The following is an 11,182-nucleotide window of genomic DNA, read 5'->3' on the forward strand; positions in this document are numbered from 1 at the left end:
TATGTTACTAACTGCCTGTATTCTTGAATTCAATGAAAATGACCGCCTAAAGGAAACAATAGAAAGTGTGAATCAATATGTTGACGAAATTGTCGTTGTAAGTAATGGTCAATTTGATAAATCAATAACAAGTAGCAATAATAAAATAAAACATGTTAATGGGAACTCACTCGAATATGATTTAGCTAGAAATATATATTTAGATCAAGCTAACGGTGACTGGATATTAGTTATTGATTGTGATGAAAGAATATTTTCACATGATTTAAAAAAACTCCGAAGCCTATTAAAAAATGCCAACTATGATGCACTTATTACTCCTAGATACGATTATTTAGGAAACGGAAACTGGTCACAAATCGAAGTGCTCAGGATCTTCAAAAACAATAAGAATATTAGATACAATTCTTCGCCTATTCATGCATCTGTATATACTTCAATTAAAAAGATCAATGGGAATTTCAAATATGAAGATATAGGTTTCCATCATTTTGATCTACTAATTAATGAAAAAAAGAATACATCAAAAAGAATGAGAAATATTGAATTGTTGGAGAAAGAAATAAATAAGCCAGAGCATTCAGTATTTCTGCATGCAATGTTAGGCCTTGAACTTGCAGCATTAGGTAACTATTCTTTAGCACTAGAACAGTTTGATATTGGATATTATTTGAATAGTCCAAGCGCAGCATTATTTAAAGCACAATTACTGTACGATTTGGGTGACTTGAAAGACTCCCAAAAGATTTTAGATGTGATTGTTAAGACAGATGATTCTTTTCTTCTTGATAAGATTTATGTCTTGAAAGCTAATATCCTCCTAAAAATGAACAAAGAAAAAGAATTACAAGAAATAGTGAAATTCGCATTAAAAAAATATCCAAACTCAATACATTGGAATATAAACGCAGCATATCTTACAAGTGATAAAAATGAAAGAAAGTCTTTAATTTTAAAAAGTCTAACTATGAACTCAAACTTAGCAAATCCCTGCATATATAAAGATATACAGGAAAAAAACTTGTTTTGGATACAACGATCATTATTAGATTGTGTAAATAAAAGTTTAGAAATGGAGTGTTACGAATTATATGAAAACTGATCAAAAAGGAAGCGGTATAATTTTAGTGTCAATGATTGAAAGAGAGATTTTGACAGTTCTACATCCTGAAGGACATATTGGTTTTCCAAAAGGAGAAATAGAGACGACAGATATCTCAGAAGAAGCGGCCGCTCTTCGAGAATTATATGAGGAAACGGGTCTAACGCCCAATTTTCTTTTGGATACAGACAAGTATTTCTTTACTGAAAAATATAAAGCCCATGAAAACCAAAAACAAATAAAGTATTTTATCGGAATTATTTGTAACCCTTACTTATTGAAAAACTCTGGTACCTTGGCAGCAGCTTGGTCTTCAATTAATGAATTAAAACAAAACAGACTCTTTCTATCTCAAGATGTTTTAAAATTTATAGAACCTCTAATAAAAAAAGAAATATTTTTTCTTGCGAATAGCGGTAAAAGAAATACTTATAGTTTGGGTAATAATCAAACTTACTCTAAGCACGCATATTCGAGAATCGCCCCTTTAAAGCTTTATTTTGATGACCTAAAAATATTTGGTACCCCAAATACTATAGATGCCTACTATATCGAAAAAATTATTCATCTATCTAAAAGCAATAAAAACAAAACTTTGTTTTTATCAGAAAATAACTTAACAAAATGCTGGTCTGCTGTAAATATGATACCCTTTTTAATGACTAATCATTCAGAAGTCATTTTGGAAACTAAACCTTCTGGATGTCAAATTGGTGAAAGACCTATAGATTTATATTTAGAAATGTTAAAAAATTTTGGTCATGTAGTTAATAATAATTCTAAAGGCATTTCAATAAAATTTAAAAAATGTATACACTCCAGTATTAATTGCTTTTTAGAATACCCATCGTTCACGGCTACTTCAATATTTATTTATCTTTGTTTGATATCAAATGTTTCTTATGCTTCGCTTGATAACAGTTCAATAGAGCCAGAAATAATTTTTTTAATTGAAACACTACAAGAATTCGGTTTTAATATATCTATAAATTATGAAGAGCGAAAAATAGAGTTTTATAAAACAAAAAGAATAACAACAATTAAAAGCGTTAGTATTCCTCCAGATAGAAATGTTATTGTTACAGAGATGATAGATTGTTTAACATCTTACAATTCTTATAAATTTAATCCTTCTTCGATGATTAATCCATTATTAGGTGTGCTAGATAAATTGGGGTTTGATATAAATAGTAACATTGTATCACCAAATCCAGTCAACGATAAAGGTGAAATAGTTGAAGCAAAATGTGGTTTCTATCCAAAAATATGTAGTGATTGGCAACCATTATTGGTAGCTCTATGCCTTAACTATAAGCTACGAATTGATATACATGATGAAGTTTTTGAAAATAGATATCAGTTAATTAAACATATAAGTTCAGTTAACAATAACGTTCTATACAATATTGATTCTAACAATAATTTGAAGATTCGTTATAAAAATGTCAATACTATTTTTAGCCAAGAAATGAAAACGTTTGATTGTTTGAATATTCGAGACGGAGCTGCTCAACTTATTTTGTCAAAGAATGGGACAATAACTACCTTCACCAATATAATTCAAATATTTAGAGGCTACGAACATATAGATCAAATTTCGCCAAATGTAGCTTCTCAAGGGAGGTTTTTATTTGAATAAATTTGAATTTAAAAAGTTTGCACAAAAACAAATAGAACAGAATCTAGATTTGTTTGAAAATGATTTGATCTTATTAACCGGATCAATATTTTTTAAACATGATAATGACACATTTAATGATTTTTTTAATGGTAAAAAAGATGTAGATATCCTTTTAATTCGCACTGATGAGGATTTTGATGTCTCATTAGAACCATTTCTGTGTGAATATAATATTGATATAGTAACAAAGACTATTAAATATGGTGCTGGTCGAAATTCTATAAATGTTAAAATATTTAAACGATCTAGTTTAATTAATATTCTGAATTTTAACCAGATAAGTTTTACAAGCTATCGTAAAAATTCTTTAAAAAAATTCAAACCTACTACTTCATTCTTTGGAAATACCACTGAAAATAGAAAAGAAATTCCCTTCGACTATAATGAGATTACAACATCAAATGGTTGTTTAATAAAGTATTATTTTAATCCTTTCAAGTCAAACGTATATTATCTAAGTGATTTACATTCGATGTTTTTGTTTTGTGAGATTTTAAACCAAGATAAGAAAATATTAAGTATAATTAAGAAATTTCAAAAAGATCTTCTTTTAATCATTATGACTTCACCAATAGAAAAAATAAACTCTTTATTCAAGTATTTCGTAGATAAGCATTCGATTAAACCAATGGAAATACTTCTAAAATTACTTAGAGATTATAGTAGGATTAACATACTAATCAATACAGCAGAGTTTACTATAGATCTTTATTTTTATTTTAGAATAATTAAGAATAACTTGGACTATTTACAAAAAAGTTTTGGGTTATTGATTGATGATTTAAACTATAATAATATTGATTTTTTAAAACAACAATTTAATTCTGTTTCATCAATATACACTTATATTAATGATACTGTATGGTTGGATACATTAAGGACTACAACTGTAAATGAAATAAAAGATGGGTTAAATATTGCTGATTTACTAAGCAATGCTGTTCAAAATTCGATTGTGAAAGATAAAAAAGAAATTACTTATACTATAACCGACTTTGACATTCTGTTTGAAAAAAATATCAAAACTTCATTTTTTTTTACTTACCCAATTCATGCTAATACTTGCGATTTAGATCTAATAAAACTTTTTCTAAAGGCCAACGATTCAGATATAGATTTTTTACAGAATCTATTTCTAGGAAAAACTCGAAAAATCGCCTCTATTGAAGATAAATATAAAATTGTTTGGGAATTATTAAAGTTTTTAATAGGAGAATCCTTTGATCAAAATTATAGATTAAAGAAATTTCATATTAATAACCTAAAAGAATATATAGTTATACCTACTGTAAAAGGAGTAGAATTAATAAATTTATTGTCGCATAATTCGCGCTTAAATCTAAGTAAAAAAAAATTACGAGCTATGTTTCATGATAACGCAATAAAGATTTATCCGGAACTAGAAATAGTTAACGAAAGTTTTGTTATTAATAAAAATACAAATATACAGATTGGAAAAGGAAAGGTTGTTGAAATTGAAATTCTCAGCGAAAAGCGGTCTTAATATAAAAGAAAACTCTTCTTTTGGAATAGTCATATGGGCCAGAAGTAGCCCAAAAAAAGCATTTGAAGTAATTATAGCAGAATGCAATAATTGCTTTGGCTCTAAGCCGTTGTTTGTTGTTGACGATATTTGTCCTCAGATTATGATGGGATATACAGATTCATATCAAGAAAAGCTAAGAGAGCAATATCGAAATTTTTTTAAAGAACACAGAATAAACTATGTATTTCTGAGCAATCATGTAAATTTAAGTAAAGAAATATCAAGTAAAAGAATTATGGATTTTTATAAGCCAATTAGTGTTAATCAGTACAAAAATATGCTTCCATTGTCTAAGAGAAGAGGAGACTTTAAATTAATAGAAGTTATTCATACTTACTTAGAAATTAGAGCTATTGATTTAGCCAAGGAAAGAGTCGATTATCTTATTTTCGGGAAATTTAGTTTGAACATTGCCTATTTCTACAATAAATTCTGTTCTCCTTTAAATTATGTAATATTAGACAAAATTTAGTAATATAAAAGAGAGAGTACCAGCCATTATGATTTTAATAACGGTAGTACTTCCTCTCTTTACTTTAAAAAATAAAATATTAATGTCTAACTTTTAGATACTTATCGGCCTCTTCTTTCCCGTGTATATCTTTTACTACTTCATATCCTAGTCTACTTTGTGCTAATTTTTTCTCAGGACATTCTGTATGGAGTTTTTTAATTATACTTATCTCTTCTAGTGATAAAAATGTAAGTCTTTTTAGGTATTGAAAGACATCTACTTCGGAAGAGCTCATTAGGTAATTAAACAGTTCCTCGGACGATGTTTTGTTAATATCTAACCAAATTGCGTTTCCTTCGCTTTTGCCAAACTTTTTTCCACTACTGTCTACCACTAAAGGCATAGTAAATCCAAACACTTCTTTTCCCAAAGTTTTTCTGACTAATTCGATTCCTGTTGTGATGTTCCCCCATTGGTCTGATCCAGCAATTTGCAAATTTATATCATATTTTTCTGTCAAATATTTAAAATCATATGCTTGTAATAACATGTACGAAAATTCAGCAAATGATATACCTGATTCTAACTGACGCTTTACTAAATCTTTATTAATCATGTATGAAACATTAATATGCTTACCAACATCTTTTAAAAATTCTAAACTATTTACATCTTCTGTCCACTCTATATTATTTATAACTTCGAATGAGAATATTTTTTTAATCTGCTTTTCTAGAGATTCTGAATTTTTTTTTATAATATTTTTCTGTACTTTTTCTCTTTCTGCAGTTCCTCTAGGATCACCTATTAATCCAGTTGCTCCACCAATAAGAATAAACGCTTTATGACCATTCATCTCCAATCTTTTCGCTGTAATAAGAGAGGAGTAGTGCCCTAAGTGTAGGCTATCTGCTGTAGGATCAGTTCCAATATAGAAATTCAATTTATCTTTATTTAGTTTATCACTAAGAAATTCGCTTGAAAAATCCTTTATAGCTCCTCTACCTAGTAACTCCTCATACAAGTTATCGTTCATCCCACTTCTCCTTGCTAAAAAATTTTAGTTAATTAAAAATAATACAAACACTATAAATAATCAATTTTGTATTTTTTCTTATTGTTAAAATCATGAAAATAATTATTAACATTCAAAAATCGAAACTAATTATTACCTGAACCTTCAAACCATTTCTCTAAAGATTTACTACGAATAATACAAAATGATATTTACCCATATAATACCACAAACAATCGCAAAAACCTAAATATACCAAGGGTTTGAATCAATGAAGACAATCTCGCCATATATACAAAACTAAAATCACTCCTTGGAAAATGTAACACTATACCATGCACATACTGTTTTCCATAAGATAAGACAAAAATGATTATAAAGAGGGCACGTTAGATATTTAACATAAAAATAAAATTGTTCTCTTCAGATGAAAATACTTTTAACTACCTGTTTAACTAAACTGTTCGACAGTAAATAAATACCCGTATCTGTGTAGAGCAAAAGGTTGATATTTCACTGAAATCTTGCTATAATTACTATGTAAAGAGGAGTTGCGCTAACAACTCCCCTACAGCACCGTTTAAGACGGTGGCAGTACTATTATTTAAACGAAAATAACCGTGATCTGCTAAAGTAGACGGTTATTTTTTTGCACTCTTTTTTTGTTTCTTCTTGCTTTTACGCTTAGAAGAACGAGTGTTTATAATCGTATCTGCTAGCTTCACACATGCTTCGATTAAACCCATGAAGGCTAACAAAACAGGCGCTATTGCTAACAAAATGCCGATTATATTCACATCTTGCAAAAGGCTACTCCTTTCTTCAGATTTCGATAGTACATTCATAATGCACCACCTCACTTTCAAAAAAAGCGCCACCGTCACAAACTTTACTGTACTCATATTATACCATAACTCACGCTAAAAACCTATATTTATCAAGGCTTTTAGCGTTTTTTTATGTCTAAATCCGAGTGAAATACTTGTTCCTTCAGTTGCTCCAGCCACCACGACCGCTCCTTCAGAAACCGTGTTGCTGACACAACACGAAGTGATCGATAGAAAAAAATACTAGGATCAGGCAGAGATCTCTTGTTCTTTTAAAGCCAAAATAGACAAAGCATTCGCAAACTGTAGTAAGCCTAATTGAGAATCATCGACGATCACATTTTTCTGATAATGGATCCGATCGGTGATTTCTGGTTTATATGGATGGCTAATGGCCGTCAGACCCAAAGAAAACAAGTGGTGAAAATAAAGAAACTCTTGTTTGAACTGCTGATTTTCTTGAACAAAGCTAGAGTGTTTGATTTCTGGTATATCTTGGTCTAAGAGCGAATGCGTTGAATGAATCGGCGGCATCCTCGTCAATCCCATCCTTTCTCTTGAAACAAGATAACTAACAAGAACAAGCAAGTGGACGGATTTATAGTCCACTTGCTTGTTCGATAAATTTATTTGATATAAATATATTGATTCGGTATAATTTTCACAATATTTAAACTTTTCAAAATATTAAATGTTCGGGGGAGAAATTCGAAAGAAAGGAGCAGATATGAAAAATATGAAGCGCTCAAAAAAATGGTGATTGTAGTTATTTTGTTTTTTGTGGTATTAATTGGGGGAGTTACAGGATTTGCTACAGTTCAAAAGAATAAACTCTCTGATTTATATTCACAAGTTTCTACATGGGAAAAAACTGGGAGAACGTATACTACCAATGAAAATGGTATTGGGTATTCTGTTGTTGAACTTAGTACTGAAAATATATTTGAAGTGCCAGCCAGTCTTCCTATTACAGCTACAGATTATGAAAATGGCATATTAGTTGATTACGATGGAAATGACAATGATTTTCAAGTGACATGGACAACAAGCGGAAATATCAGTGAAACGGTACACATGGATTCGAGTTTTAAGGTTATAGACGAAACAACTGGAAAAACAGTTTCTAATGAAGATATAAAAGTTGTAAAAAATGTTTTTACTAGTGCGAAAGATAAGTGGATTCAAATCAATCAAAATTAGCAATAGTTAGGCGTGTTGTACATGAAAAATATTTGTTTTTATTGGGAGTAATTGTGTCTTTGGGCGTATTGTTTTCTAAAAATGTTGAAGCTTCAGAAACGAAGGTTGCTACTATTGACAATGAAACGGTAGTTTTAGAAAAAGTTGAAGACTTAAAAACAATTAGCTCGATTTTAGAAGAATATGGTTACTCGACAGAAGAAGTTGGATCTGTATATAAATATACTGTTGAAGATCCTATACCAGTTTTTAATCGCACACGTGCTTACAGAGTGGATGTTCTATCTGCAGCTTATAGAAAGCATAAAATTGCTACAGGAGCAGCAGTCGGGGACTATTATAATAAGCTCTATAAGGCTTTAAATGTTCGAAATGGGTAAGTGGGTATGCAGTTTATGTCAAGCAGGTAAGCACGACAGAGGATGTTCTAGATCATATTCGAGTTTATAAGACATGGTAATATGCCATCTAAAAAAGTGATTCTTGAAAGGAAATAAGAGGTATTTAGAAATGAAAGTATTATTAGGCTCACAAGTAGACATTCTATTTTTAAACGATAAAATAGAAAATATTAGAGGTACAGTAATAAATATTTTTGAAGATTCTATGAGAGTAGAAGTTGAAACAACAAAAAAGCATTTAATCATATTGAAAACAGCAATCGCAACAATAACACTTTTGGATTAACTCAGTTATTTTAAATATAGTTAACACAAGACGCCCGTCAATCAAACGATTGACGGGCGTTCTTTGTGATTTTCAATTGGTCTAGCTATGTTGAAAGCCTAAAACGTCGGTAAATCAAGCTTCTTCTCTTTGGGTCTTTTGTGAAGAAACCGGGGGGACGAGTTGGAACGGTGTTATGTTCCAAGCTGGACTCGTCGCAAGATAAGCGAAATGTTGCTTTTCTAACAAGCGTAAAATGCAGCGGACTTGATCCGCTGTTTTGTCGGACGTAATAGCCAGGCATTCCACAAAGTCAGCAGGCAAGGAGAAAACGGAACGATTCGCTGTTTGCCACCCCGTGACGATTGTGGGATCGAATTCATACTGTCGACAAAAATCACCCACTGATAAACCAAGGTGACCTACGATATACGCAGTCACAGGATAGCTGTCAACATAAGCTGAAAACGACATACACAATTCATCCTTTCAACACTATCTTAGAGTTCACGGAAAAAGTGCCACCACTTCTTCTGTCTTTCTTGTTTCGGTTGCATGACTTCATTTTCAGGTGTAAATTTCCCTTCATGTTCTGAGGGGCTCTCATAACCACTCTGAGACGTTTTAAAATTTTTGGTATTATTTTGTAGGATTCTTTGTTTAAATCTTCTGAAAAATGTTCCTGCGACGTCAGAAGCAGTATTTGTTTGGTCGCTTGCAAAGTTAGTTGTTGTTGCTGATCAAGAAGTTTTTGTTGTTGGACTAATAACGACTGTAGCTGATCAATTTGTGCGTCCTTTTGTTGCAACTGTGCAAACAACTTCGTTTCTATACTGTCAGAGCTTGCTACGTCAGGAAGTTCTAACGCTTCAAGCAACTCAGCACGTCCTAGCCACGTCCTAGCTTGTCAGCAAGGTTCAACACTCCCGACCACAGAACTGTCTTATACCCTTGGCTGTTTATGGCAAGGTACGTTGGCTCTAGGTTGTCAGCATGTTTCCTCATAGCTTGTCTGCTGATACCAAAAAGTTCAGCAAGTTCTTTTACTGTCAACATTTGTTTTGGTTATCTATCCGTTGCCACAAGGGTGTCACCTCGTTTGTTTTTCTTTTAGTATACAGGAATCCGATCTAATAAACGAATTTCAATAAGATTCTTTCTAATCAATTAGAAAATATTTTTCAAAAATGCATATGAAAAAAATATAATAAGCAACTATTTAGAGATTAGAGAGAAAAATGAACGCTAATAGTTTTTATCACTAATCGGTCTAAAGGTCCATGGTTTTCCATCCAAATTATGTTTTAATAATGTTAAAATCATTTATGGAGAATACTTAGTATGAAAATAGTGAAGCGTGTTTTATTAGCTGTAGTGACAATATGTGTTTTATTTTTAGGGATTATCTATTTTTGGGGGTATAAATTAAACATATATTTAGTACCACCATCCCCTCAGAAGTATGTACAAGTTGCCCTAAATAACATGGACGAACTTGGGCTGTTCACTGACTCAAAAGAATGGGTAGAAACTAAAAAAAATACGATACAAGAAACATCAAATGCTAAAGATTATGCAGAAACAATCCCTAATTTAAAAAAGGCGATTAAAGTTGCAGGAGGCAAGCATTCGTTTATTGAATATGAAGAAAATATGTCAAAAAAAAGTATTGAAGAATATATAAAACCCAAGGCAGAAGTCGAAAATGATATTTTAGTATTAACTATTCCTGCATTTACTGGAAGTGATAAAGAAGCTGAAGAGTATACTACTATTTTAGAAACGGCGTTGCATAAGAAAATTTATAAGTCCGTAATTGTTGATTTACGTGGAAATACAGGAGGAGATATGGCTCCTATGATATTAGGTCTATCTGCCATATTACCAGATGGTAAATTATTTAGTTATGTAGATAGAAACAACGATTTAGAGCCTGTAACTCTTAAAAGTGGCGAATTAAACAGTAACATATCAACAATAAAAATAAGTGATAACAAAAAAATAAAAAAAGTGCCGATTGCCATATTAATAGACAGTAATACAGGGAGTTCTGGCGAATTAACCGCTTTGTGCTTTAAGGGGATCCCTAATGTTAAATTTTTTGGGTCTGATTCAGCAGGTTACACTTCTGCCAATCAAACTGTCTATTTATATGATGGATCGACATTACAAATAACTTCTGCTTTTGTAAAAGACAGAACAAATAAAATTTATAAAAATGTTCCTATTAATCCAGATGTTCAAACAAATAATAGCAAAAGTTCTGCAATAGAATGGATAAAATCTCAATTAAAGTAAAAAAAAACTTGCAAAGGTTTTTCTTTGCAAGTTTTTTTTACTTTGCTACTTGTGCTTTTTTCTTGCAACATGAGTAAATCCAATACTTAACCACCCGAAAAATAACACTAACCAAATTGTACTACGTCTTGCTAGAAATGCGATTAAACTTAAAATAGCGACAATAAAATATAAAAAAAAATCATATTTTGAAAAGAATTTACCCATAACTATTCCACCTTAAAGTTATATTTTCTATAATATATTCTCTTTTCTTAATGTTGGTCTATCAGTTTTTAGTCTTAGTATACGTGCAGCTGCTGTGTCAGGAACTTCGAACGCTTCAAGCAACTCGAGACGACCTAGCTTGTCTGCTGATACCAAAAAATTCAGCAAGTTCTTTTACTGTCAATA

At 31.0% G+C, this 11,182-nt stretch carries 13 protein-coding genes; 8 read left to right on the forward strand and 5 right to left on the reverse strand.

The genetic code is table 11. The features are described 5' to 3' along the window. The first annotated feature begins 1 nt into the window (after position 1). From IAE45_RS16300 to IAE45_RS16315, 4 genes are read left to right on the forward strand one after another with little or no spacing between them, the layout of a single operon-like run. Positions 2-1,102: a tetratricopeptide repeat-containing glycosyltransferase gene (locus tag IAE45_RS16300; RefSeq protein ID WP_200127388.1), complete on the forward strand. Its 1,101-nt coding sequence runs from the start codon at positions 2-4 to the stop codon at positions 1,100-1,102. Continuing rightward, entirely contained in the window at positions 1,092-2,741 is a 1,650-nt protein-coding gene (locus tag IAE45_RS16305; RefSeq protein ID WP_200127390.1) for an NUDIX domain-containing protein, read from the forward strand. The genes IAE45_RS16300 and IAE45_RS16305 overlap by 11 nt, the downstream gene beginning before the upstream one ends. Next, positions 2,734-4,287 (forward strand): hypothetical protein, encoded by a 1,554-nt coding sequence (locus IAE45_RS16310; RefSeq protein ID WP_200127392.1) that lies wholly within the window; start codon positions 2,734-2,736, stop codon positions 4,285-4,287. Before IAE45_RS16305 ends, IAE45_RS16310 begins: the two co-directional genes overlap by 8 nt. Further along, positions 4,253-4,801 carry a hypothetical protein gene (locus IAE45_RS16315; RefSeq protein ID WP_200143142.1) on the forward strand — a complete coding sequence of 183 codons (549 nt, stop codon included), beginning with the start codon at positions 4,253-4,255 and terminating at the stop codon, positions 4,799-4,801. Before IAE45_RS16310 ends, IAE45_RS16315 begins: the two co-directional genes overlap by 35 nt. Positions 4,802-4,880: 79 nt before the next feature. On the opposite strand, the gene tyrS is transcribed toward IAE45_RS16315, so the two are convergent. The 3 genes from tyrS to IAE45_RS16330 all read right to left on the reverse strand — a co-directional run bounded on the left by tyrS (position 4,881) and on the right by IAE45_RS16330 (position 7,159). Beyond that, on the reverse strand, positions 4,881-5,819 hold the full coding sequence (gene tyrS / locus IAE45_RS16320; RefSeq protein ID WP_200127396.1) for a tyrosine--tRNA ligase: 939 nt from the start codon (positions 5,817-5,819) through the stop codon (positions 4,881-4,883). Positions 5,820-6,439: 620 nt separating this feature from the next. Then, positions 6,440-6,643, reverse strand: coding sequence for a hypothetical protein (locus tag IAE45_RS16325; protein ID WP_200127398.1), 204 nt, complete (start codon positions 6,641-6,643; stop codon positions 6,440-6,442). A gap of 231 nt (positions 6,644-6,874) precedes the next feature. Further along, positions 6,875-7,159, reverse strand: a complete 285-nt coding sequence (locus tag IAE45_RS16330; RefSeq protein ID WP_233619127.1) for a hypothetical protein — start codon at positions 7,157-7,159, stop codon at positions 6,875-6,877. A 219-nt stretch (positions 7,160-7,378) separates the two neighbouring features. On the opposite strand from IAE45_RS16330, the gene IAE45_RS16335 reads away from it, so the two are divergent. The 3 genes from IAE45_RS16335 to IAE45_RS16345 all read left to right on the forward strand — a co-directional run bounded on the left by IAE45_RS16335 (position 7,379) and on the right by IAE45_RS16345 (position 8,512). After that, the gene (locus IAE45_RS16335; RefSeq protein WP_200127400.1) at positions 7,379-7,825 is read left to right on the forward strand and encodes a hypothetical protein; all 447 of its coding nucleotides are present in this window, start codon (positions 7,379-7,381) and stop codon (positions 7,823-7,825) included. Further along, positions 7,801-8,205, forward strand: a complete 405-nt coding sequence (locus tag IAE45_RS16340; RefSeq protein ID WP_233619129.1) for a hypothetical protein — start codon at positions 7,801-7,803, stop codon at positions 8,203-8,205. Before IAE45_RS16335 ends, IAE45_RS16340 begins: the two co-directional genes overlap by 25 nt. Before the next feature lie 130 nt (positions 8,206-8,335). Further along, positions 8,336-8,512: a hypothetical protein gene (locus tag IAE45_RS16345; protein ID WP_010748115.1), complete on the forward strand. Its 177-nt coding sequence runs from the start codon at positions 8,336-8,338 to the stop codon at positions 8,510-8,512. Positions 8,513-8,626: 114 nt separating this feature from the next. Here IAE45_RS16345 and IAE45_RS16350 read toward each other — a convergent pair whose 3' ends face one another. Together IAE45_RS16350 and IAE45_RS19045 are read right to left on the reverse strand one after the other, a co-directional pair. Then, the gene (locus IAE45_RS16350) at positions 8,627-8,965 is read right to left on the reverse strand and encodes a hypothetical protein (protein ID WP_200127402.1); all 339 of its coding nucleotides are present in this window, start codon (positions 8,963-8,965) and stop codon (positions 8,627-8,629) included. Positions 8,966-8,972: 7 nt separating this feature from the next. Then, complete coding sequence (locus tag IAE45_RS19045) at positions 8,973-9,368, reverse strand: hypothetical protein (RefSeq protein ID WP_233619131.1); 396 nt, start codon at positions 9,366-9,368, stop codon at positions 8,973-8,975. A 464-nt stretch (positions 9,369-9,832) separates the two neighbouring features. Between IAE45_RS19045 and IAE45_RS16360 the strand changes: the two genes are divergently transcribed. Further along, positions 9,833-10,789 carry a S41 family peptidase gene (locus tag IAE45_RS16360; protein ID WP_200127404.1) on the forward strand — a complete coding sequence of 319 codons (957 nt, stop codon included), beginning with the start codon at positions 9,833-9,835 and terminating at the stop codon, positions 10,787-10,789. The last annotated feature ends 393 nt before the right edge of the window (positions 10,790-11,182 follow it).

It is taken from the genome of Enterococcus sp. S53, from assembly GCF_016516865.1.
Taxonomy (GTDB): Bacteria; Bacillota; Bacilli; order Lactobacillales; family Enterococcaceae; genus Enterococcus_D; species Enterococcus_D innesii.

Bases quoted from the DNA above. Each gene is read 5' to 3' on its own strand.
- IAE45_RS16300 (WP_200127388.1), top strand. From the start codon at position 2: ATGTTACTAACTGCCTGTATTCTTGAATTCAATGAAAATGACCGCCTA.
- IAE45_RS16305 (WP_200127390.1), top strand. From the start codon at position 1,092: ATGAAAACTGATCAAAAAGGAAGCGGTATAATTTTAGTGTCAATGATT.
- tyrS (WP_200127396.1), bottom strand. From the start codon at position 5,819: ATGAACGATAACTTGTATGAGGAGTTACTAGGTAGAGGAGCTATAAAG.
- IAE45_RS16325 (WP_200127398.1), bottom strand. From the start codon at position 6,643: ATGAATGTACTATCGAAATCTGAAGAAAGGAGTAGCCTTTTGCAAGAT.
- IAE45_RS16330 (WP_233619127.1), bottom strand. From the start codon at position 7,159: ATGCCGCCGATTCATTCAACGCATTCGCTCTTAGACCAAGATATACCA.
- IAE45_RS16335 (WP_200127400.1), top strand. From the start codon at position 7,379: ATGGTGATTGTAGTTATTTTGTTTTTTGTGGTATTAATTGGGGGAGTT.
- IAE45_RS16345 (WP_010748115.1), top strand. From the start codon at position 8,336: ATGAAAGTATTATTAGGCTCACAAGTAGACATTCTATTTTTAAACGAT.
- IAE45_RS16350 (WP_200127402.1), bottom strand. From the start codon at position 8,965: ATGTCGTTTTCAGCTTATGTTGACAGCTATCCTGTGACTGCGTATATC.
- IAE45_RS16360 (WP_200127404.1), top strand. From the start codon at position 9,833: ATGAAAATAGTGAAGCGTGTTTTATTAGCTGTAGTGACAATATGTGTT.